This is a genomic window from Gordonia sp. J1A (assembly GCF_055393515.1).
This window is the reverse complement of record NZ_AP041607.1, coordinates 209,082-230,866: the sequence shown is the minus strand read 5'-3', so window position 1 is coordinate 230,866 and position 21,785 is coordinate 209,082. Positions and strand designations below refer to the sequence as shown.

The following is a 21,785-nucleotide window of genomic DNA, read 5'->3' as shown; positions in this document are numbered from 1 at the left end:
TCCTGCTGTGCTGGAAGATCTCAACAAGAAGGCCAAGAAGGCCGGACTCCACGTCGCCGACGCGAAGAAACGTGACCGTTACAGCATCCGAAAGGTCAAGAACGGCAAGCTCGTGGCCAAGAATGTCGACGCCGAGGAAGCTCTCCGAGTCATCAAGCAGTACAAGTGAATCCGATGTTGCACGCCGTCCGTAGCGCCCTGCTGAATCCGCCGCAGACCCTCGATGAACTCCGGCACATGCTCGGTGGGCGGCAGCGCGACCTGCACGGCGCCACCGTCGTCATCACCGGCGCTTCCTCCGGGATCGGTGAATCCGCGGCGCGGCTGTTCGCAGCGCGCGGCGCCACGGTGATCGCCGTCGCACGACGGCCCGATGCTCTCGACGCGGTATGCGACTCCATCACCGTCGACGGCGGCACGGCCTTCCCGGTCACCGCGGACCTCTCGGATCCCGACGACGCCAAACGCCTCGCCGACGAGATCCTCGCGCGGTTCGGCGTCCCCGACATCCTCATCAACAACGCCGGGCGCTCCATCCGCCGATCAGCCCTCGACACGGTGGAGCGCTTCCACGACTACCAGCGCACGATGGCCCTCAACTACTTCGGGCCGGTCCAACTCGTTCTCGGTCTGCTGCCCGCGATGGTCGAGGCCGGGCGCGGACACATCATCAACGTCGTCACCTGGGGTGTCAGTGCCGGCGCGATGCCCAAGTTCAGCGCGTACCACGCGTCGAAGGCCGCGCTGGCCGCCTTCGGCCGGTCGCTCGACGCCGAGTGCCGGGGCACCGGAGTGGCTGTCACCAATGCCGGTTTCCCGCTCGTCCGCACTCCGATGATCGCACCGACCGCCGACTACGCCGACGCCCCCGCTCTGACCAGCGATGAGGCAGCGGCCTGGCTGATCCGCGCCGCCGACACCCGGCCCGCGGAACTCTATCCCCGGTACGCCCTGGTGCTGCGCGCCGTGGCCGCCGTGTCACCGCGGCTGGCCGGTCGGCTGACCGCCGGTCTCGGAATCTGACGGCTCGCGCGGCCCGCGTCGGTCAGTCGGGCGGCGTCCGGCCCTCGGGACGGTGCGCTGCGATCCACTCGGTCACATCGCGCAGAACGGCGTCGTGCTCGGGCTCGTTGAAGATCTCGTGTGCGAGTCCGTCGTAGATCTTCACTGTGACGTCGCCGCCGGCGAGCCTCCCGACCATTCGGGTACCCTCCGGATTCGCGAGCCTGTCGCCGCCGCCGTGCAGCGCGAGCGTCGGCGTCGTCAGACTCGGCAACCGATCCGGGAATGTGGCCATCGTCGAGATGAGGGCGCCCCCGAGACCCGCCGGGATCTTCCCGTGCCATACCAGCGGATCGGCCTCATACGCTGCGACCACCTTCGGATCGCGGCTGACCGCCGACGCGGGCAGTGCGGTAGCCGGCAGTCGCGGCACCAGCCTGCCGATCACCGGGGCCAGCCTGACCATGAAGCCGGGGAGATCGTCGCCCGGCACGAGTGCGGCCCCCGACAGCACCAGCCCGTCCAGAACGCCGGGGTGCTCGAGCGCGTAGTCGAGTGCGATCGCGCCGCCCATGCTGTGCCCGATCAGGAAGGTGGGGCCGTCGCCGCGGTCGGTCTGCTCGACGACCGTGTGCAGGTCGCTGGTGAAGTCGCGGAAGTCCGTCACCCCGAGCCTTCTCCCGCCCGATCTGCCGTGTCCCGCATGATCGGGAGCGACGACCACGTAGCCGAGGTCGGTGAGCCTTTGCGCGACGTGCCGATAACGTCCGGCGTGCTCCCCGAGACCGTGCGAGATGACGACGACGCCCACCGCCCCGGACTCGGGACGATGGACGTCGTAGACGATCGAGACGCCGTGGACGCCTGCCACGGACAGCGTTTGAGATCTCACTCCATCATTCTGCGTTACGCCGAGTGCCGACCGCGAGCTTTCCGTTCTCGAACAGCAGCGGATACAGCACGCCGCCGATCAGGCCGCCGATCAGCGGAAACACGAAGAACGCCCACAGCTGGCCGGGCGCGCCGTCGCCGTTGAAGAACGCCACACCCATCGACCGCGCGGGATTCACCGAGGTATTCGAGATCGGGATCGAGATCAAGTGGATCAGGGTCAGCGTGAGGCCGATCGCCAACGGGCCGAAGCCCTTCGGCGCGCGAACGTCGGTGGCGCCCAGGATGACGATGATGAAGAAGGCGGTGAGCAGCACCTCCGCGATCGCGACCGCGGCCAGAGAGTAGCCGCCGGGAGAGTGATCGCCGAAGCCGTTCGCCGCCATGTTTCCGGTCGCGTCCCAGCCGGGCTTGCCCTGTGCGATACCGAATATCGCGGCACCCGCGATCAGACCGCCGACGAGCTGCGAGATCCAGTATCCGGGGACGTCGCGCCACGGAAGTCGCCCGCCGACTGCGGCCCCGAGAGTGACGGCGGGGTTGAAGTGGCGCCGGAGATGTGACCCACCGCGTACTCCGATGTTCGGCTTTACTACCGTGTCGTATGGTCCGACATATGGGGGAAAGCCGAAGGCTGCGGAGCGGGCGTTGATCGTTGTAAGGCTGTCGCGGGTGACCGAGGCGACCACGTCACCGGAGCGGCAGCTGCAGGCGTGCCGAGAACTGTGTGCGCAACGCGGCTATGAGGCCATCGGCGTGGCCGAGGACCTAGACGTGAGCGCCGGCGCGACAACGCCTTTCGATCGACCACAGCTGGGCAAGTGGTTGCGCGAGCGCCACCACGAGGTCGACGTGCTGGTCTTCTACCGGATGGATCGCCTCGTCAGGCGGCTGCTCGATCTGGCGGAGATGATCCGGTGGGCACAGGATCATCGAATCGTATTGGTAAGCGCCACAGAGTCTTTCCTGGACTTGAGCCAACCTTTCGGTGACATCATCGCGCTGCTGGTCGCCAAGGTCGCGGAGATGGAACTGGAAGCGATCTCGGCGCGGAATCACGCCGCTTTCAAGCACAACTTCGCCGCCGGGCGGTGGCGGGGAGGCGTACCGCCATGGGGATACAAGCCGGAGCGGGTCGATGGCGAGTGGCGTCTGGTGCAGGACCCGGAACAGGTCGAGGTCATCCACGAGGTCGTGAAGCGCGTGCTCGCGGATGAGCCCCTGCGAGCGATTGCCCACGACCTGACGCGAAGAGGAGTGCTGACGCCGAGAGATCGCTTCGCGCAACTGCGCGGCCGCGAGGTCCGGGGTTATGAGTGGCACTCGGCGCCGCTCAAGCGCGCGCTGACCTCTCGCACACTGCTGGGGCAGGTCGTCGGCCGGGAGCCGGTGCTCGACGAGGACGGAAATCCGGTGCGCAACAGTCGGGGGCACCGCGTGCTGGGACCGGAGCGGGTGCTGACCGACGACAGCGGTAGGCCGCTGGTGCGGGCCGAGCCGATCCTCACGCGGACGATGTTCGACCGTGTGGCCAAGGAGTTGAAGAGCAGGGAGAACCGGAGGGAGCCGACCGTGCGAACCCAAGGCCTGCTCACCGGCGTGCTGGTCTGCGGCGTGTGCGGCCGAGGCGCGTACCGGCTCAAGGGCGGCCAGGGGCGCCGGCCCCGATACCGCTGCGCCTCGGCGCAGTACGCAGCCACGTGCGAGAACCGCAGCATCCCACTGGAGCTGGCCGAGCAGACACTCGAGGACCGCCTGCTGAGCGTGCTCGGCGACATGGAACGGATGCGCAGGGTCTGGTTCGAGGGCAGCGACCACAGCGACGAGCTCGCGGAGGTGGACGAGGCACTGGCTGACCTCGCCGACCTCGTCGGCACCGGTGCATACCGCAGAGGCACACCGCAGCGGGCGCGGCTGGATGAGCGGATCGCGGCGCTGGCCACGCGCCGTGAGACGTTGGCGGCGATGCCGCAGGAGCCCGCGCAGTGGCGATACGAGGGCACCGGGCAGAACTTCGGTGACTGGTGGGCGACAGCCCCGCTGGAGGAGCGCAACGTGTGGTTGCGAGAAAGTGTGTCGATGAGGTGGTTCTCCCACAGCGAGGGTGCCCGGACGGTGGTCGACGACATCGAGATTGCGATGAAAGAGCCGGACCTGGGCGGCGGTGTGCTGCTGCGGCCCATCGCGGAGCTGGCGCGGTTGAAGTCCATCGGTGCATGGACAGCAGCGGGGCTCAGTGACCTGCCAGAGGCCATGGCCGCGGTGTGGATGCAGCAGGGACCCGCGCAGCCGAGTGTCGTGGAGGAGTCACAACCACGGCGTCGATGACGTAACGAGCCGGGACGGCCGGGACCTCGCAGCACTGTGCCGCGGGGCATCTCTCTATACATAAGCCGCACTTTGTTTCGCATCGCTAACGATCCGCGGAAGGGCCTGCCGAGGCGTGCAGCGGTTCCACGGCTGGGGACGTGGCCGCAGCGGAGTGCCGCCAAGCGGCGTCGGTGACCAGCCTGCGGTGGCGTAGTCCCTGCAGGCATGGTCACTTCTCACGCGTCGTGACCTACAGACCGTGGCGCAGCGCGGTTGGTTACGACGTGGTGATGGAGCGCATGCCCGCTGTGGTTTGGACCACAGTTCAGGCCGCTGCGGGGGGACCTGGGGGGGATGCAGCTCCGTTTGGGGGGACCTGGGGGGGACCTAAAATCGAGGTCCCCCCGCTTATTTCCGCAGTTCAGGCACTGTTTTCGGGCACTGCGGGGGGATGGGGGGGACCTAAACGCGGTCGCGGCGCATATGTAGGCACATGCGTGTCGGATGATCCGGAAAAGGTTTTCACATACGCGTAGACCTCAAAATGGTCCCCCATCCCCCCCATCCCCCCGCGGCACCTGTTTCCGCAGGTCAGGCGGTTGCGGGACTGGGGGGACCTCGATTCTAGGTCCCCCCGTAATCCCCCCGGGTCCCCCCAGACTCCCCCCGCCGCGGCTTTTTGCCGGATTATCCGGCTTCTGGGCGGTCGCTGCGGCGTCGACCAGGGTGACGGCCACGCCAGCCGACTGCGGGATGTAGTCGGAGTCGGACGGGTCGAGACAGTTGGCCGCGTTGTGCTGATCGATCGCGTCGGCCAGTGACATGCTGCGGGCCCCGGGCGACAGTCGGCCGGCGGCGATGAGACGCTCGCGGCGGTCGACGTCAGCCATGTCAGCGCCGACAATCCAGACATCGGTGACGCCCTCTGCGGCGAGCGCGTCGATGCTGGCCTCGGCGACCCGGTCTCCGAGCGAGTCGGCCGCCGCTTGGTCGTCGGCGATGGGGTCCTGCGCGCCGAAGGTTTCGGCCGCGTCTGCGGAGTCGAAGGGCCCGAAGGCGCTGTCGGGGCCGCCGGCGCGCTCGAGGATCCACCAGAAGGCGGAGCGATCGGTGGGGAAAGCGGACATAGAAGCCTCCAAGGGGCTCGGTGGACAGGTCACCGAGCCCCTTGGTGGCCGCTCTGCGGCCGCTAAGCAGTCTCAGACGCAGCTGGTCGGGTCGACACCGTTGGAGGTCTTCACCAGCCGGGCCTTATACAGCGCAGTGCCACCACGCAGCAGCCAGATGTCGTCACCGGTGGTGAGCACGTCGAGGGCGTGCTTGCCGTCGTTCTTCGAATAGTCGGCCTTGGCCGGGATCGTGATGCCGTCAGTGGCCGCAATGCGGAAGGTGCCGTACGACGAGTCGCTCGGGCTGCTGAGGCGGTCGTCCACGCGGGGGTTGGTGTGACCATCGAGCTCGTAGACCTCGTAGGTGTCGACGAGCTCGCCCTGCGGAGTGAAGTAGGCGGCACGGTAGCCGAATCTCTCAATGCCGGGCGCCGAACCGAGCTCTCGTCGATGGGAGCGAGGTGGTCGAGGTCGTTGCAGGTCACGGCGTCGGTCGGCCGCTCTGCGGGTTGACGACCAAGATCCACAGCGCGGTCGACGGGCGCGGACGAACGCTGGCGAACGTGGTCACCGGCGGCTAACGAAATGACGGCGGAGCTTGTCAACTTTTCCGTGTAAGTCGATCAGGTATTCGATTTATAGGTGATGGTTGATACGGTCTGGATACGCGAGTGAGAGTTGCTCAAGGGCACGTTTCCAGTTAGTGGTGACCGCGCCTTCGACCAGTCGTCCGGAGGCTCGGCGTTTGGCGGCGGGCAGGCCGCGTTCCTTGGCGCGGTCGCGGGCGCGTTTGTCTTCGATGTTGCAGATCGCCATCCACAGCAGCTTCATCGCGGCTTGATCGTTCGGGAAGTGCCCACGGTTCTTGGTGACCTTGCGCAGTTGGTAGTTCAACGATTCGATGCTGTTGGTGGTGTAGATGACCCGCCGCAGTTCCGGCGGGAACGCCAGGAACGGAATGAACCGCTCCCACGCATCCCGGAACGTCTTGACCGCCGACGGGTACTTGCGACCGAGGTCGGAGTCGGCGAACGCCTCCAACGCATCGGCAGCGGCCTGTTCGGTCGAGGCCTGATAGATCGGCCGGAGCAGCCCGGCGACGGCTTTGCGGTCGCCGTAACCGACGAACCGCATCGACGCCCGGATCAGGTGCACCACACACGTCTGAACGGTCGCCTCCGGCCAGGTCGCCTCTACGGCCTCGGCGAAACCGGTCAGCCCGTCGCAGCACACGATCAGGACGTCGGTGACCCCGCGATTGCGTAGCTCGGCGCATACGGCGGCCCAGAACTTGGCGCCCTCGGTCTGCTGAATCCAGATCCCCAGGACGTGCTTGACGCCCTCCATATCGACACCGACCGCAATGTGGGCGGCTTTGTTGCGCACGTGCCCGCCATCGCGGATCTTGACGATGATCGCATCGAGGTAGATCACCGGATACAGCGCCTCGAGGTCGCGGGTCTGCCATTTGGCGACCTCGTCGGCGACCTCCTCGGTGATCTTCGAGATCGTCTCGTGCGACAGGTCGGTGCCGATCGTCGACGCGAGATGATGCTGGATGTCGCGGATCGTCATGCCGCCGGCGTAGAGCGAGACGATCATCGCATCCAGGCCGTCGAGGCGGCGTTGGCCTTTGCGGACCAGCATCGGCGTGAAGCTGCCGTCCCGGTCCCGCGGCACCGACAACGCCACATCGCCGATCTCGGTCGCCACGGTCTTGGCGGCGTATCCGTTGCGGGAGTTCGGAAACGACGCCGCATCCGGGTCTCCGGCCTCGTACCCGAGGTGCTCGGTCAGCTCGGCATTCAGGCCTCGTTCGAGGGTCGCTTTGAGAAGCGAGTTCAGCAGGCCGTCCTGCCCGCCGACCGGCTCGCCGGCATCGATGCGGGCGAAAACGTCGTCGAGTGCCCCTGAGGCGATCAGTTCGTTGGCCATCTCGGTCTGTCGCCGGCGTTGCTCTGCACGCGAATCATCCACGCTCACATCATGATTGACAGTCACTACAGCGGGTCCCTTCAGGGTTGAACCTCACCGCTTACACAGACCATCTGACACGCCCTGACGGCGCGATGCTCGCTGAAGTTCTGGCCGACGTCCACGTTCCACAACCGGGTCGTGGCCGGCCTCGCACCCGCCCGGATGCGGTGATCGCCGATAAGGCGTACTCGTCCGGCGCGATTCGCCGCCAGCTCCGCAGTCGCAAAATCACCGCCGTCATCCCCGAAAAGAGCGACACCATTGCTGCACGCCAGCGCCGGGGCAGCCGTGGCGGCCGTCCCCCGAAACTCGACGCTGACATCTACAAAAACCGCAACGTCGTCGAGAGATCCTTCGCGCTGGCCAAACAACGGCGCGCCCTGGCCGCCCGTTACGACAAACTCGCGACCACCTACCGCGCCGCCGTCACGCTGTGCGCAATCCTGACCTGGCTACGCACATTAGGAGACACGCTCTAGTCGCAGGACAGTCCAGACTGGGCTTGGCTGCGTGCAACGGCCAGCGCACGCGCCTCCTCCAGCAAGGAGTCCCGGGCGTCAGTGAGCTCGGTGTCGTCGTCGACCGAGGAGGTCTCGTCGCGGAAGGTGTTCCAGGCCTGCTGGAGAGATTCCGCCCGATCTTCGGCCACCCTGTCGAGGGCGGAGTCGGCCTCCTCGTAGGCAGACCGGACATTCTCCCGGACAGTCCTCAGTTCGCCGACTGTCTGGACGTCGGCGAGTTCATTCGAGGCGGTCGCCAGCACAGAGTCGAGGTTGGTGAGCGCCGCACAGGCTGCGGCCTCATGCTCCGCCGAATCCTGATCATTGGAAGAGCAGCCCACGAGCATGGTTACACTTACGGCGCCGAGCAGGGCGGCTGTACCGATGTGGCCACGAAGACGGATCATTGTTATCTCCTGCGAGGTCGGCATATCAAAAACAGCGCTGCAGCGAGCCATCGTTGGCCCACTTGAGTAGATCGATTACAGTCGACCTCCACACACTGTCTAAGGGGTAGATCAGATGAGCATCGCAGCTGCGGCGGTAACTTTCGAGAATTTCGCGCGAGCCGAGAGCGACCGGATGTTCGCCGGGATGGTAGCGGCTGCCGGATCGTCCAACATCTGGAACCATTTCCGTGCGCCCACCCCCATCGACCAGCAGACCGTGATCCGGATGAACCGCGACACCCTGTACAGCGCGGCGATCATCGACGTCTCCCAAGGTGCCACCCTCACCATTCCTGAGGTGGGTGACCGCTACATCTCCGTGATGCTGGTGAACCAGGAACACTTCATCAACCGCGTGATCCACCAGGCCGGCACCTACACGCTGAATGCACGGGAACTGGGAAGCGACTTCGTGTGCGCAGCAGCCCGAATCCTCGTTGACCCCGAAGATCCCGCAGACGTGGCTACGGTCAACAGCCTGCAAGACCAACTCGGCGTCACATCGACAGCCGACCGGGAATTCCTCCCCACCGAATACGAACAAGAGTCGTTCACCGAGACTCGCGATGCGCTACTCACGTTGGCCAAAGGGCTTGGCGGTCTCGAAGGCTGCTTTGGCGCACGAGACGAAGTTGACCCGGTCCGTCACCTACTCGCCTCTGCCTCCGCGTGGGGAGGTCTGCCCGAGACGGAGGCTTCGTACATCAACGTTGAGCCGGGACTGCCCGTCGGCGAGTACACGATCACCGTCGGCGAGGTCCCCGTGGACGGCTTCTGGTCGGTGTCGATGTATGACAAGGACGGTTACTTTTCACCCAATGAGCAGGGTGCGTACAGCGTCAACAGTGTGACCGGCGTCCGCGACGCGGACGGTGCCATCACCGTGCGATTCGGCGGTGACCCGACTGCGCCGAATTATCTGCCTCTAACCGAAGGCTGGAACTACCTGGTTCGCCTGTACCGTCCTCGGCCGGAGATTCTCGACGGCAGTTGGCGATTCCCCACTCTTACCGCAGACTGACCTCGGAAGGGAATCACATCTTGCTTACCGTTATCGGTTCCGTTCTACCGACTGCCGTGGCGATCGCCATCAGCCCGTTACCGATCATCGCCGTGATCTTGATGCTCATGTCACCCCGCGCAGTTCGGCTCGGATCGACTTTCGCGATCGGCTGGATCGCGGGCATTGCCGTAGCGGTGACCCTTTTCACGTTGCTAGCCGACGCCGTACCGTCTGGGGGTGACGAGGGGCCGCAACCGATCCTGGGCGTCGTGCAATTACTTCTAGGCGTGGGACTTCTGGGGCTGGGCTGGCGACAGTGGCGGTCCAGGCCTGCGGCGGGCGAGCGGACGGAGCTTCCCGGTTGGATGAGCCGTATCGACCAGATGTCGATCGCCGCCGCCCTCGGTATGGGCTTGGCACTATCGGCCCTCAACCCCAAGAACCTCCTGGCTGCGGCCGCTGCGGGCGCGAATGTCGGACGCGCAGGCTTGGATCCGGGACAGACGGTCAGCGTCCTGGCGCTTTTCTGCCTTGTCGCCGCAACCACTGTGCTGATTCCGACCCTGCTCGCCGTTCTCGCCCCGAGTAGAACGGCGACCGCACTGGGTGGGCTTAGAGACTGGTTGGCCCAGTACAACACCGTCATCATGGTGACTCTCTTGGTGTTCATTGGCGTCAAGGTTCTGGGAGAGGGGATCGGCGCATTCCAATAGATGCCGAGCCTGCGAGGAACGACAACATCGGGATAGCCATCTACCCGGCGATGGCGTCAGAGGAGAGCATCCACGTAGTTTCATGACGCGGTCGCCCTGGCCTGAACCCTGATCCACCGGTGTGGCGGGGTCTGGAGAGAGCGTGGCGCAGAACGAGGTGCCTTCCTGTTCTGGAACGGCGTTGAATGCGAAGTTTTCATCCGACCGTCCACAAGCAGCACCTCGTCGTCGAAATCTACTCACACCGCCCGTCCAGGATTCGACGACCGGAATCTCCTGGCGGCAGCGAATCTGGCTTTGGTTGTTGCGGCCGGCGGAGTCTGCCGGGCTGTACAACCTGCTGGGGGTTGAGCGTCGACTCGCCCGGATCGGATGGTCGGCCGACCACCGATACATAGTTGGAGGACCGGGCCAGTCGGCTGGCCCTTCGTCTGTGTGTGCTCAGCGTCGTACCGGGTCACGAGGTGGGTCTGCACCCCCGCAACCGCGTCGAGGTGATGGTCGGGATCGTGAATGCCCGCGGTGATGAGCGACTTCAACTTCCCCTGCGTCGCGACCGGACTCGCGCATCTGCTCACCGACTCCGAGCCCCTGATGTGCGGCCGGCGAGGTGCCGCAAGCCCTCATGCAAAGTCGACGTGATTGTGCGGTGAAACAAAAGTCCAGGTCAACCGGGTGTAAGAAGGGATGACTGAGTACGCCATGGTGACGACCGTGAGACCGAAGGCCAGTGCGACGCCGAGGAACCCGACGCCGACCTGGATCTGCATCACGTCGCCGCTGTCGTTGGTGGCGTCCGCGACCTGTTTTGCGGCGAATACCGCGGTACCCGCGCCGCCGAATACGAGCCAGAATGTTCCGAACAGTTCAGCCAGCCATTTGGCCGGAGTGGAGACGGATTCCGTCATAGGGCCCTCCTCGTTCGATGTCCCCTTGTCGGGCGACACTACGAGATCTCGGCCACAATCGGACGAATCGTGTTTCAGCTGAGACCAATTCGCGATGCGATGCCCCGGCCCATCGCCTCGATCGTGTGCCCCGCGTTCTCGATCATCTCGATCGGCCGGAACGCCGGTTCCGCCACGGCGACGATGGTCTCGACACGTCCGACGACCTTCTCCAATCGCACCACCACGGCGGCCATCCGGCCGACGGTCTCGTCGACCTTCGAGAGGGTGGTGTTGAGCTCGTCGAGGGTCACGTTGAGCTTCTCGATCGTGGAGTCCAGACCGTCGATCGTCTTGCCCATCGAGCCGAGCACCGGCCCGACATCGCCGAGGATGCCCTCTACCTGATCCACCGTCTGATCTGCGTTGAGAGCGGCCTGAGCCAACTTCCGCAGACGCTGACGATCTCCGCCGCGGGACGGGCGGTCGACGATCGGATTGATAGCCATGACTGCGAGTATGACGGGTTCTTCGCGGAGATGGAACAAATCTCGGCACGATGGCGTTTCAGATGAGTGAAGTCGTTCAAATCTGAACTACTCATCCGATCAGGAGGACGCCATGCCCGCCGTCACCGCAGACACCTCGACCCTGCCTCGACTCTCGGAGACCACACCGACCAGCACCGACCGCACCGTCACCGGCATCACCACCGGCCCCCGCGGCTACGAGGGCGAGGGCTTCCCGGTGGTCCGCGCCTTCGCCGGAGTGCCCGCGCATCGCCTCGACCCGTTCGTTCACATGGACCAGATGGGCGAGGTGGAGTACGAGCCGGGCGAGCCGCGCGGCACCGACTGGCATCCGCATCGGGGATTCGAGACGGTCACCTACATGATCGACGGCCGTTTCCAGCACCAGGATTCCACCGGCGGCGGCGGGCTGATCGAGAACGGCGCCACCCAGTGGATGACGGCGGGCTCGGGCATCCTTCACATCGAGACCCCACCGGCGGAGCTGGTCGAGTCCGGCGGTGCCTTCCACGGCATCCAGCTCTGGGTGAACCTGCCCGCAGCCGACAAGTTCCTGACCCCGCAATACCAGAACCTCGAGGGCGGACAAGTCGAGTTGCTCGCCTCCTCCGACGGCGGCGCACTGGTGCGCATCATCGCCGGCGAGATCGACGGCCACCACGGTCCCGGGTCCACCCACACACCGATCACCTTCGCCCACGCAACCGTCCAGCCCGGGGCTCGGCTGTCGGTGCCCTGGCGCACCGACTTCAACGCGCTCGTCTATGTTCTCTCCGGGCGCGGTCGGGTCGGCGCCGAACAACGCCCCATCGAGGGCGGACAACTCGCGGTGCTCGGCGCCGGCGATCGGATCGCCGTCTCAGCGGACGCCGCTCAGGACTCGAACCGCCCGGCTCTGGAGGTCCTGCTGCTCGGCGGTCGGCCCATCCGCGAACCCGTCGTCCAATACGGACCGTTCGTCATGAACACCCGGCAGCAACTGATCGAGGCGATGGAGGACTACCGGGCCGGACGATTCGGCCTCATTCCGCCGAACGCCCTGATGCCGCACGTTGCACGATGACCGATCCAGCCGCCCGGGCGGCGTGGCGACTGTTCATCGAGAACTCCGCTCGACTGCAGACCGAACTCGACCGGCGACTGCGATCGTCCGCGGGCATGTGTCTGGCCGACTATCACGTGCTGCTCCTGCTGCACGAATCTCCCGACCGCCGACTGCGGATGAACGAACTCGGTCGGCGCATGGTGTTCTCCGCGTCGCGGCTGTCGTATCAGGTGGACGTCCTCTGCCGTCGCGGCTGGCTGCGCCGGGAGAACGCCGCCGAAGACCGTCGCGGCAGCTATGCGGTCATCACCGAGGACGGTGCCGCGGTATTCGAGGCCGCGGCACTCGTCCACGCGGCCGACGTCGACGAACTGTTCTTCCATGCCATCGGCGACGGCGACGCCGCCGCGCTCGCCGGTGTGATGCGCCGCCTCGCCGACCACCTCGACCGAAATGAGAACCGATGACTGTCACCGTGATTCCCGCCGCCGATCGCCATTTCTGGGCCAACGAATGGCTCAGCTCCCGGCAGTCGTTCCCGGGAACGGGCAACTTCGACATCTTCGCGAACGCACACGGCGTGCTCGCGATGCACAACGACGACGTCGTGGATCCCGGCGAAGGACTCGACGCCCATCACCACCAGAACATGGAGATCGTGACCTGGGTGGTCGAAGGCTCGCTCATCCATCGGGATTCGCACGGTCACACGGTCACTCTCGAAGCGGGTCAGGCCGGAGCCATGACGGCCGGGCGGGGCATCACCCACTCCGAGCGCAACGCCGCCTCGCGCGCGTCGGGGCGACGCCTGCGGGTGATCCAGATGTGGGTGCCACCGCATGCCGATGAACTGGAACCCGACCACGGCTACCGCGACTTCGGCTCCCGGCTTGCCGCGGGCGACCCGGTGGTCGTGGCGTCCGGACGACCGCAGCACGCCGGATCCGACGCGTTGACGATCGCCAACAGGTACGCCGCCCTGCACGTCGCGCGCCCGCGTCCGGGACGGGCGATCACCCTGCCGGCCGCCCCGTTCGCCCACCTGTTCGTCGTGCGCGGCGAGGTCTCCGCGAGCAGCCGCGAGCTCCCCCGGGCCCCGATCGCCGAAGGGGACGCCGTGCGGTTCACCGACGGCGGCGAGGTCACGCTGGAAGCGAGCACCGACGCCGAGATCCTGTACTGGGAGATGCACGCGAGCTTCGACGCGGCTCGTCCGGCGTGAGAACGGCCCGCGTGCCATCCTGGATGACATGAGCCTCGTGGACCTCACCCCGGAAACTCTGGCCTCCCGCGTCGACGACCTGATGGATCGCGCTCGCGCCGACCTGGCGCAACTGGTCGCGTTCCCCTCGATCCACATCGATCCCGCTCGCGCCGATGCGAGCCGGGCCAGCGCCGAATGGGTGGCGCGGGCTTTCTCCGAGCTCGGCTTCGACACCGAGGTCATTGTGACCTCCGACGGCTCGCCCGCCATCGTCGGTCATCGCGCCGGCCCCGCAGGCAGTCCCACGGTAGCCCTCTACAGCCATCACGACGTCCAGCCCGCGGGCGATGAATCCTTGTGGCGGACACCGCCTTTCGAACTCGTCGAGGACGGTGGACGGTGGTACGGGCGCGGCAGCGCCGATTGCAAGGGAAACGTGGTGGCTCACCTCACCGCGCTGCGTGCCCTCGGCGACGGGGCCGCGTGCAACGTGCGGTTGATCATCGAGGGCTCGGAGGAGGCCGGGGGCGAGGGACTCGATGAACTCGTCCGCACCCGCCCGGACCTGTTCGACGCCGACCTGATTCTGATCGGCGACACCGGGAACATCGCGGTCGGTGTCCCGACCCTCACCACCAGCCTGCGCGGCGTCGTGAACGTGAAGGTGACCGTCTCCGCTCTGGAGAACGGCGTCCACTCCGGAGCTGCGGGCGGCCCCGCGCCCGACGCGATGGCGGCGCTCGTCGCCGGACTCGCGTCGCTGCGCAACGCTGCGGGCGACACCACGATCGACGGCCTGCGCAGCGACCAGAAGTGGGAGGGCTTCGCATTCACTCCCGAGCAGTTCCAGGAGACCGTCGGCGCACTGCCCGGCACCGAGGTCCTCGGCAGCGGCACGCCTGCCGACATGGCGTGGGCCCGCCCCGCGGTCACCGTGATCGGGCTCGACGCTCCGAGCACGGACGAGTGCGCTGCGGCGATCATGCCGACCGCCGCGGCGATGCTCAACCTGCGCGTGCCGCCCGGCACCGATCCGCGGGAGTCGTACGAGTTGCTCGTCGCTCATCTGCGCAAGCACATCCCGTGGGGTGTGCGCGTGGAGTTCGAACCGGACGCCTTCGGGGGTCCGTTCTCCGCCGATCCGACCGGTCCGGGCTACCGGCAACTCATCGATGCGATGTCGACCGCGTACGACGGTCTGCCGGTGCAGTTCTCCGGTCAGGGCGGATCGATTCCGCTGTGCACGGTGCTCGCCGAAACGGTGCCGCGCGCAGAGATCGCGCTGCTCGGAGTCGAGGAACCGATGTGTGCGATCCACGCTCCCAACGAGAGCGTCGACCCCGGCGAGATCCGTCGCACGGCCCTCACTGAGGCGATTCTCTTGAGTTCGTTCGGTCGCTGAGCCGCCCGGGGACACGCCGGGGACGCAGCCGGGTTCAGCGCACCGGATTCGCAGCCGGCGGGCACTGCCCGGCCGGCATGTTCTTCAGGTTTCGCTGCACCCAGTCGCCCAGGCGAGTCAGCATGGCGGCACCGTCCTCGAAACGTCCGCTCGCGGGGACGGCCACCAGGCTCACGCCGACCCGGCCACGAGGCGTGGTCGCGACCGCGAGTTGCCGCACGACGTACTTGCCGGTCGCGTCCGACACCGGGCCCCAGCCGCCCTTCACTGCCGTCTGAACGCCCTTCTTCCCGTTCGCCAGCCCCCACCGCTGATTCGGTCCCACCGAACTCATATAGGCGAGGAGCGGATCTGATCCGGCCAGGCAGGGCAGATTCGCCGCGAACACCGATTGATCGGTGGTCGCCCACTGGGTGGCGCCGGGATAGCTCGCGGGGCGGCTCAGCTCGGACGAGATCCGCGTCCGAGAGTCACCGCCCTCGCGCAAGACCGCACTGACGGCGTCGATCGCCTGTCGCGTCGAGCCGAGTGAGTCCCAGATCGCCTCGGCCGAAGCGTTATCCGAGTCTCGGATCGACTTGGTCTCCATCGGCTCGAGGCCGGCGACGTGGGCCCGTTCCGCGGCCACCGCAACCGGCGCCTTCAGCGTCGACCACGCCCGCGCCGTCCGCACCGTTCCGAAGAACAGCGGCTCACCGGTTCCCGTCGCGGTGACGGCGAGACCCACGCGCCCAGGATTCGCCTTGACGATGCTCTTGCTGAGCTTGTCGAAGCTCTTACCCAGGTCGACCGGCGGCGGCGGACTCGGAATCCCCGGAATCGCGGGCAACGGCGGAAGCACATTCGGCAACGGCAGCGGCGGTGCGGCCTGCGCCACCCCGCTACCCGCGGCCGTCACCGCAACCGCCGCGCAGACTGCCGCACACCATCGAACCATTCGCAACACAAGCACCTCTTGCAACATTGACAACTTCAGTCACATTAGTGCAGGGCAATCGCCACCGACAGCGTCGTACCGCAGACGCAATCGCAGCGTTGCGGACGTGTTACCGGGGCGGCGGTGTCAGACGGCGGAAGTCACGAGGGGCACCGTCCACCGGGCAGCGCCCCGAGGTGCTTCGAGAGCCACTGGGCGACACCGTCGAGCACCTGGGTTCCGGGCTCCATCGATCCCGCCGACGCCTGGGTGCTCATCGCGACCCCGACCTGCCGGCCGTCGCGCAGCGTGAGCAGACCGATCTGGCGGACCAGGTAGCCGCCGGAGACACTCGGTCCCCAGCCGCCCTTCACCGCGGTCTGGCGGCCCGGTACGGACTCGAGCCCCCATTGCTGGTTACCGGCGACGTTCCGCATCAACGAGACGATCCGCCCGGTGTCGGGCAGGCACGGCAGATGCGCCGAGAACACCGCCGCATCCGCCAGACGCCACGTGGTCTGCCCGAAGACCGTGAACTCCGGGCGCAACCGGCGCGAGGGCACCGTGGTGTGTTCGTCGCCCCCTTCGCGCAGTACGCGCGTCACGGCCGCCGCGGCCTCCGCCGGCGACCCCAGCGACGCCCACAGGGATTCAGCGGCGGCGTTGTCGGAGGCCACGATCGCGGCCGTCTCGGCGTCACTCGGCCCGTTCTTCCGCTGCGCGGCAACAGCCAGAGGCACCTTGATCGTCGACCACGCGACCTGCGGTGACTGGTCACCGAAGGTCATCGCCGCACCGCCGCCGACCGGAACGAGAGCGAGCCCCACGGGAGCGGCCAGCGTCTTGGCCATCGCGTCGAAGCTCGCGGTCAACGCCGCATCGGTCGTCGCCGCCTCGGTGCGCGACGCCGGGCCGACCGGGTCGGACGACGCAACCGGTGAGCCCGCGGTCTCGGTCACCACGACGGTGGCCACCGCGTGTCCGTCGCCGTCGGACGTCCCGCACGCCGCGGTCGGGACCAGGCACGCCACCGCAGCCGCCACCGCGGCCGCCCGGCGTACCGCGGTCCGCCTCGTCACCGTGATCCGCCGAGTCAGAAGATCACCACCACTGCGTTGTTGCCTCCGCGGCACACCACTACTCCATCCTCTGGATTGCACGACATCGTGTAGCTGCGACCGGTCACCGGGCTGTCCGCCACCACGGTGCGAGCCTGTCCCTTCGGCCCGGCCGCGAGATAGGCCGACTTCACGTTGAACGCGAACTCACAGCTGGTGACGCTCGAGGCGACGCCCACCTCCGAATCGCAGTTCGTGGTACCCGGCGGAGGGGTGGCCGCGACAGTGGTCGGCGGCACGGTGGTGGTGATGGTGGTCGACGACGGTGTCGCGGTCGTGCCGGCGCCGCCGGAGTCACGGAAACCGAACCAGTAGACACCCAGACCGATCAACGCCAGCACCAGCAGACCGATCAGCGCCCCGAGCACGACGGGCAGCGCGCGACCGTCGCCGTTCGGCTGCGGCGGATAGTACTGCTGGGGTTGGGAGAACTGGGGCTGCGCGAACTGGGGCTGGGAGAACTGGGGCTCCGGGTAGGCCTGCGATTCCGGCAGCGGCGCCGTCTGCGGGCGGGCCCCGAGGACCGTCGGATCGTAGGCTCGAGGACCCGTCTGCACGGACGTGGTCGGCGCGGACGCACTGTCCGGCCAATGCCCCTCGAGCGCGGCCCGAGCGGCCGCGGCCATCTGTCCCGCCGAACCGAATCGCGCTGCGGGATCCTTCGCCAGACCCCGAACCACCACGGCGTCGAGCTGCGGCGACACCGAAGGCGCCGACTGCCGGGGCGAGGGCACCTCGTTCATCACGGTGGCCCGCACGATCTGGCTGACCGTGGCCCCCGGGAACGGCGGCTTGCCGGTGAGTGTCTCGAAGAGCACCGCGGCGAGCGAGTACACATCCGACATCGCACCGGACGGAACACCGTCGAGTTGCTCCGGCGCCATGTACGCGAGCGATCCGATCGCGGTCCCGGCCTGAGTGAGCCGCGTGTCCGCCGCCTGATGCGCGATGCCGAAGTCGACGAGGTAGGCGAAGTCGGTGGCCGTGACGAGGATGTTCTCCGGCTTCACATCGCGGTGCACCAGTCCGACCGAGTGAGCGGCGTCGAGCGCCTCGGCGATCTGCGAGATCAGCCCCACCGCGTCGGCGGGCGCCATCGGGCCGGTCCGACGCAGCCGCGACCGCAGATCCTCGCCGTCGACGAGCCGCATGTCCAGGTAGAGGACGCCGTCGATGGCACCGTAGTCGTGAATCGGAATGATGTGCGGCTCGCCGAGCCGTGCGACGGCCTGCGCCTCACGCCGGAAGCGCTCCTCGTACGTCTCGTCGCCCGCGAAACGCTCGTGCAGCAGCTTCACCGCCACCTCGCGGTCACGCACCGTGTCGTACGCCCGGTACACCTCGCCCATGCCGCCGTACCCGAGAAGAGCGTCGAGCCGGTAGGGCCCGAACTGCGTGCCGACCCGAGAACCCTGTTGTGCCATGCGGACCATCCTTCCTCATCCCTCCGACAGGGCGTGCCGGGAAGGTCCGGATCTCAGTGAGAGGGCCTCCACGCCGACATGCCGAGGAAGACCATCACCAGTTGTTTCTCGGCGCGTTCGACCAGCGCGCGCTCGGTGGACTCCCGGCCGTCGCCGTCGAGAAGCTCGGCCACCGTGGTCATCATGATCGTGACGATCAGATCGGCGGCGACTTCGAGATCGTCCACGCCCCAATCGGCGAGCGCGGGAACACGGGCCAGGTCGATCGCCAGTTCACGCGAGAACAAGCGCAGCTCGGTCGCGATCGCCCGGCGCACCTCGGCGACGCCGCCGTGGCGTTCACGCACCAGGAAGCGGAACTGCGCCTCGTCGCCGTGGACCTTCTTCAGCAGGGTCGACAGCGACTCGCGCGCGGTCGGCATGCCTCGCCCGGCCAGATCCCGTCTCGCCTCCCGCAAGGCGCCGCGCAGCACCCGCATGGCGTCTTCGACGAGTGTCACGCCGAGGTCTTCCATCGACGCGAAATGCCGATAGAACGCGGTGGGGACGATGCCCGCCCCGCGCGCCACCTCGCGCAGGCTGATGCTTCCGAAAGAACGGTCGTCCACCAAGTCGATCGTGGTGTCGAGCAGCGCCTGCCTGGTCTGCTCCTTCTTCTCCGCACGACTGCCCCCGGACCCCGGCCGCGACCGCTTCGCGCGCACCTTGCGCGGCGTCGTGCCTGGTGAGTCGGGAGAGGAAGTCACAAACCCGAGTCTAGGCGGTCGGGATCGGCGCCCGGTCCCGCGGTGGGCGAGCGCACGTGACGGCAGACACACCGGCAATGCCTTGACACCCCGGCGCGGTCATATGTCATGCTCGTTTGTGTACAGACGTTCACTGAAAGTGAACGACGATCCTCAAAGGAGGAACGATGGCCAGCAAGATCGCCCGCCTCGTCGAGACGATTGTCGAGGCGACCGCCACCCCGTACCCCGTCGATCGTTACCTGGAACTGATCGATCCGATGATCACCTGGCGCGACACACGCGCCAAGGTCACCGACGTCCGCCTGCAGACCGACCGATCGGTCACCCTCACCCTGCGCCCCACCCGCCAGTGGTCAGGCCATCGCGCAGGGCAGTACATCGAGGTCAGCGTCGTAGTCGACGGCGTCCGCCACCGTCGGTTCTTCTCCCCGGCCAACGCCGAGCAGAAGGCCTCGGAGATCGAGTTGACCGTGACCGCGCACTCCGGCGGCTTCATCTCCCGCTACCTGCGCGAGCAGACCCGCCCCGGGACGGTCCTCACCCTGAGTTCGGCCACCGGAGAGTTCGTCCTCCCCGACGTCCGCCCCGACCGGACCGTGCTCGTCAGCGGCGGCAGCGGGATTACACCTGTCCTCTCAATGCTGCGCACACTGATTGTCGAAGGACACGACCGCCCGGTCACCTTCGTGCACTATGCGCGCACACCGGAGGACGTTCCCTACCGCGCGGAACTCGACGCGCTCGATCGCACCCTGAACCACGTTGACGTGCGACTTCACTACACCCGCACGGATACTCCCGAGCACTTCCACGACGACCACTTGGACGGCGTCGCCGACGTCGACGGTGCACAGGTGTTCCTGTGCGGACCCCCGGCCCTGATGAACGCGGTTCGCGAGTACGCGGACCGGCGCGACCTGGCCGACCGACTGCACACCGAAGCATTCACCGTCGACACCTCGCCGGTGCTCGACCCCGACCAGCCGATCACCGGCGACGTCACTTACACCGCGTCGGACGTCACCACACCGAACGACGGTCGCACGCTGCTCGAACAGGCCGAAGCGGCCGGGCTGCGTCCCGAATACGGATGCCGCATGGGCATCTGCTTCTCCTGCACCAAGGTCCGCAAGACCGGGTGCACCCGAAACATCCTGACCGGAGAGCTCGACTCCGAGCCCGATCAGCACATCCAGATCTGTGTCAACGCCCCCGTCGGCGACGTGGAAATCGAGGTTTAGCAGCAATGGCCATCAATATCAGCGACTACTTCCGCACCGAGACCGCCCCGGCGGCGGGCACCCGAGTCGACCTCAGCTACGAGCAGGTGGAGCAGTTGGGCCGGGAGCTCGACGAACTCCGCGCACGTATCGTGGCCGACCTCGGCGAGTCCGACCGCGAGTACATCTACTCGATCATTCGCGCGCAGCGGAAGCTCGAGTTCGCCGGCCGCGCGGCGATGTTCGTTCCGTTCCTTCCGCCGGTATGGCTCGCCGGCGTCGCGTCGCTCGGGATCGCGAAGATCCTGGACAACATGGAGATCGGCCACAACGTGATGCACGGCCAGTACGACTGGATGCGGGAGGACACCTACAACTCGCGCGAATTCGACTGGGACAACGTCTGCCCCGGTGACCAGTGGAAGCACAGCCACAACTACCTGCACCACACCTTCACCAATGTGCTCGGCGAGGACCGCGACATCGGCTACGGAATCCTCCGCATGGCACGCGACCAGAAGTGGCACCCGTACTTCCTCGGGAACCTCGCCTACGCCACCGCGCTGATGGTGCTGTTCGAGTGGGGTGTGATGCTCCACGATCTCGAGGCCGAGAACGTCATCCAGGGCAAACGCAAGTGGAGCGACGTCAAGGGGCTGCTGGGCGGAATGTGGCGCAAGGCACGCAAGCAGGTCGCCAAGGACTACATTCTCTGGCCCGCGCTCACCGGACCGTTCTTCGTCTCCACCCTGGTCGGCAACGCCGGCGCCAACCTGGTCCGCAACATCTGGGCGTACTCGATCATCTTCTGCGGTCACTTCCCCACCGGCGCTCAGACCTTCACCGCTGAGGAATGCGTCGACGAGACCAAGGGCCAGTGGTACGTGCGGCAGATGCTCGGGTCGGCCAACATCACCGGCGGCCGGCTCTTCCACATCATGAGCGGCAACCTCTCCCACCAGATCGAGCACCACCTGTTCCCCGACGTCCCGGCCAACCGCTACCCGGAGATGGCGGTCGAGGTCCGCGCGATCTGCGAGAAGTACGGTCTGCCGTACAACACCGGTCCGCTCCGCAAGCAGCTCGGCTCCACGTGGATGAAGATCGCGAAGCTGTCGCTGCCGAACTGGATGACCCGCGACGACAACGACATCGTGGTCAACATCGAGCGTTCGAAGGCCGTCGACGCCGCCTGAGGGTCGGACACGCCTGAGATCGTCCCGTCGACGGTGCACCGAGGGCAATATGCCCTCGGTGCACCGTCTGCGGGACGTTTTCGGTCGCCGGCGGATACATTCGGCGCATCCCCACCGGCCGTGACCGGTGTCCTCCGACA

Annotated in this window: 22 protein-coding genes and 2 pseudogenes; 12 read left to right on the top strand and 12 right to left on the bottom strand. The window is 66.9% G+C overall.

Features of this window, described 5'->3' with window-relative positions; genetic code table 11:
* Positions 1 to 7 precede the first annotated feature (7 nt).
* A complete protein-coding gene (locus tag ACZ5QD_RS01095; RefSeq protein WP_006897552.1) occupies positions 8 to 169 on the top strand; it encodes a hypothetical protein in 162 nt (53 codons plus the stop codon).
* The gene (locus tag ACZ5QD_RS01090; RefSeq protein ID WP_464367037.1) at positions 166 to 1,023 is read left to right on the top strand and encodes an SDR family NAD(P)-dependent oxidoreductase; all 858 of its coding nucleotides are present in this window, start codon (positions 166 to 168) and stop codon (positions 1,021 to 1,023) included. Before ACZ5QD_RS01095 ends, ACZ5QD_RS01090 begins: the two co-directional genes overlap by 4 nt.
* 22 nt (positions 1,024 to 1,045) lie before the next feature.
* Here the strand turns inward: ACZ5QD_RS01090 and ACZ5QD_RS01085 are convergent, their stop codons facing one another.
* Together ACZ5QD_RS01085 and ACZ5QD_RS01080 are read right to left on the bottom strand one after the other, a co-directional pair.
* Positions 1,046 to 1,894 carry an alpha/beta hydrolase gene (locus ACZ5QD_RS01085; protein ID WP_464367036.1) on the bottom strand — a complete coding sequence of 283 codons (849 nt, stop codon included), beginning with the start codon at positions 1,892 to 1,894 and terminating at the stop codon, positions 1,046 to 1,048.
* Between the two features lie 4 nt (positions 1,895 to 1,898).
* Positions 1,899 to 2,476: pseudogene (locus tag ACZ5QD_RS01080) on the bottom strand (aquaporin); the annotation flags it as partial.
* A gap of 89 nt (positions 2,477 to 2,565) precedes the next feature.
* Between ACZ5QD_RS01080 and ACZ5QD_RS01075 the strand changes: the two are divergent.
* The gene (locus ACZ5QD_RS01075) at positions 2,566 to 4,221 is read left to right on the top strand and encodes a recombinase family protein (RefSeq protein ID WP_464367035.1); all 1,656 of its coding nucleotides are present in this window, start codon (positions 2,566 to 2,568) and stop codon (positions 4,219 to 4,221) included.
* 521 nt (positions 4,222 to 4,742) lie between these two features.
* Here the strand turns inward: ACZ5QD_RS01075 and ACZ5QD_RS01070 are convergent.
* From ACZ5QD_RS01070 to ACZ5QD_RS01060, 3 genes are all read right to left on the bottom strand, one after another.
* Positions 4,743 to 5,330, bottom strand: a complete 588-nt coding sequence (locus ACZ5QD_RS01070; RefSeq protein ID WP_464367034.1) for a hypothetical protein — start codon at positions 5,328 to 5,330, stop codon at positions 4,743 to 4,745.
* 72 nt (positions 5,331 to 5,402) lie between these two features.
* Complete coding sequence (locus ACZ5QD_RS01065) at positions 5,403 to 5,636, bottom strand: hypothetical protein (RefSeq protein WP_464367033.1); 234 nt, start codon at positions 5,634 to 5,636, stop codon at positions 5,403 to 5,405.
* A gap of 312 nt (positions 5,637 to 5,948) precedes the next feature.
* Entirely contained in the window at positions 5,949 to 7,247 is a 1,299-nt protein-coding gene (locus ACZ5QD_RS01060; RefSeq protein WP_156479494.1) for an IS256 family transposase, read from the bottom strand.
* A 134-nt stretch (positions 7,248 to 7,381) separates the two neighbouring features.
* Between ACZ5QD_RS01060 and ACZ5QD_RS01055 the strand changes: the two genes are divergently transcribed.
* The gene (locus ACZ5QD_RS01055; protein ID WP_464367032.1) at positions 7,382 to 7,768 is read left to right on the top strand and encodes a transposase; all 387 of its coding nucleotides are present in this window, start codon (positions 7,382 to 7,384) and stop codon (positions 7,766 to 7,768) included.
* Here the strand turns inward: ACZ5QD_RS01055 and ACZ5QD_RS01050 are convergent.
* A complete protein-coding gene (locus ACZ5QD_RS01050; RefSeq protein WP_464367031.1) occupies positions 7,765 to 8,196 on the bottom strand; it encodes a hypothetical protein in 432 nt (143 codons plus the stop codon). The two genes, ACZ5QD_RS01055 and ACZ5QD_RS01050, sit on opposite strands and share 4 nt — an antisense overlap.
* 115 nt (positions 8,197 to 8,311) lie before the next feature.
* Here ACZ5QD_RS01050 and ACZ5QD_RS01045 point away from each other — a divergent pair, with 115 nt between their 5' ends.
* Positions 8,312 to 9,259, top strand: a complete 948-nt coding sequence (locus ACZ5QD_RS01045) for a DUF1214 domain-containing protein (RefSeq protein WP_464367030.1) — start codon at positions 8,312 to 8,314, stop codon at positions 9,257 to 9,259.
* A complete protein-coding gene (locus ACZ5QD_RS01040) occupies positions 9,229 to 9,954 on the top strand; it encodes a GAP family protein (RefSeq protein WP_464367029.1) in 726 nt (241 codons plus the stop codon). The genes ACZ5QD_RS01045 and ACZ5QD_RS01040 overlap by 31 nt, the downstream gene beginning before the upstream one ends.
* Before the next feature lie 689 nt (positions 9,955 to 10,643).
* Here ACZ5QD_RS01040 and ACZ5QD_RS01035 read toward each other — a convergent pair.
* Together ACZ5QD_RS01035 and ACZ5QD_RS01030 are read right to left on the bottom strand one after the other, a co-directional pair.
* Positions 10,644 to 10,862 (bottom strand): annotated as a pseudogene (locus ACZ5QD_RS01035) (aquaporin); the annotation flags it as partial.
* Between the two features lie 74 nt (positions 10,863 to 10,936).
* On the bottom strand, positions 10,937 to 11,350 hold the full coding sequence (locus ACZ5QD_RS01030; protein WP_006897557.1) for a hypothetical protein: 414 nt from the start codon (positions 11,348 to 11,350) through the stop codon (positions 10,937 to 10,939).
* A gap of 112 nt (positions 11,351 to 11,462) precedes the next feature.
* Here ACZ5QD_RS01030 and ACZ5QD_RS01025 point away from each other — a divergent pair, with 112 nt between their 5' ends.
* Genes ACZ5QD_RS01025 through ACZ5QD_RS01010 form a run of 4 tightly spaced genes read left to right on the top strand, consistent with a single transcriptional unit; the run spans position 11,463 to position 15,022 of the window.
* Entirely contained in the window at positions 11,463 to 12,434 is a 972-nt protein-coding gene (locus tag ACZ5QD_RS01025) for a pirin family protein (protein ID WP_006897558.1), read from the top strand.
* Positions 12,431 to 12,883: a MarR family winged helix-turn-helix transcriptional regulator gene (locus tag ACZ5QD_RS01020; RefSeq protein WP_006897559.1), complete on the top strand. Its 453-nt coding sequence runs from the start codon at positions 12,431 to 12,433 to the stop codon at positions 12,881 to 12,883. Before ACZ5QD_RS01025 ends, ACZ5QD_RS01020 begins: the two co-directional genes overlap by 4 nt.
* Positions 12,880 to 13,638: a pirin family protein gene (locus ACZ5QD_RS01015; RefSeq protein ID WP_006897560.1), complete on the top strand. Its 759-nt coding sequence runs from the start codon at positions 12,880 to 12,882 to the stop codon at positions 13,636 to 13,638. Before ACZ5QD_RS01020 ends, ACZ5QD_RS01015 begins: the two co-directional genes overlap by 4 nt.
* A 28-nt stretch (positions 13,639 to 13,666) precedes the next feature.
* Positions 13,667 to 15,022 (top strand): dipeptidase, encoded by a 1,356-nt coding sequence (locus tag ACZ5QD_RS01010; protein WP_006897561.1) that lies wholly within the window; start codon positions 13,667 to 13,669, stop codon positions 15,020 to 15,022.
* Between the two features lie 34 nt (positions 15,023 to 15,056).
* Here the strand turns inward: ACZ5QD_RS01010 and ACZ5QD_RS01005 are convergent, their stop codons facing one another.
* The 4 genes from ACZ5QD_RS01005 to ACZ5QD_RS00990 all read right to left on the bottom strand — a co-directional run bounded on the left by ACZ5QD_RS01005 (position 15,057) and on the right by ACZ5QD_RS00990 (position 19,226).
* Positions 15,057 to 15,920: a serine hydrolase gene (locus ACZ5QD_RS01005; protein ID WP_006897562.1), complete on the bottom strand. Its 864-nt coding sequence runs from the start codon at positions 15,918 to 15,920 to the stop codon at positions 15,057 to 15,059.
* A gap of 179 nt (positions 15,921 to 16,099) precedes the next feature.
* Positions 16,100 to 17,017, bottom strand: coding sequence for a serine hydrolase (locus ACZ5QD_RS01000; protein WP_006897563.1), 918 nt, complete (start codon positions 17,015 to 17,017; stop codon positions 16,100 to 16,102).
* 14 nt (positions 17,018 to 17,031) lie between these two features.
* Positions 17,032 to 18,480 (bottom strand): serine/threonine-protein kinase, encoded by a 1,449-nt coding sequence (locus ACZ5QD_RS00995; RefSeq protein ID WP_039867852.1) that lies wholly within the window; start codon positions 18,478 to 18,480, stop codon positions 17,032 to 17,034.
* 53 nt (positions 18,481 to 18,533) lie between these two features.
* Positions 18,534 to 19,226, bottom strand: coding sequence for a TetR family transcriptional regulator (locus ACZ5QD_RS00990; protein ID WP_006897565.1), 693 nt, complete (start codon positions 19,224 to 19,226; stop codon positions 18,534 to 18,536).
* A gap of 167 nt (positions 19,227 to 19,393) precedes the next feature.
* On the opposite strand from ACZ5QD_RS00990, the gene ACZ5QD_RS00985 reads away from it, so the two are divergent.
* Both ACZ5QD_RS00985 and ACZ5QD_RS00980 read left to right on the top strand, forming a co-directional pair.
* Entirely contained in the window at positions 19,394 to 20,470 is a 1,077-nt protein-coding gene (locus tag ACZ5QD_RS00985; RefSeq protein WP_062368026.1) for a ferredoxin reductase, read from the top strand.
* Between the two features lie 5 nt (positions 20,471 to 20,475).
* The gene (locus tag ACZ5QD_RS00980; RefSeq protein WP_006897567.1) at positions 20,476 to 21,645 is read left to right on the top strand and encodes a fatty acid desaturase family protein; all 1,170 of its coding nucleotides are present in this window, start codon (positions 20,476 to 20,478) and stop codon (positions 21,643 to 21,645) included.
* Positions 21,646 to 21,785 lie beyond the last annotated feature (140 nt).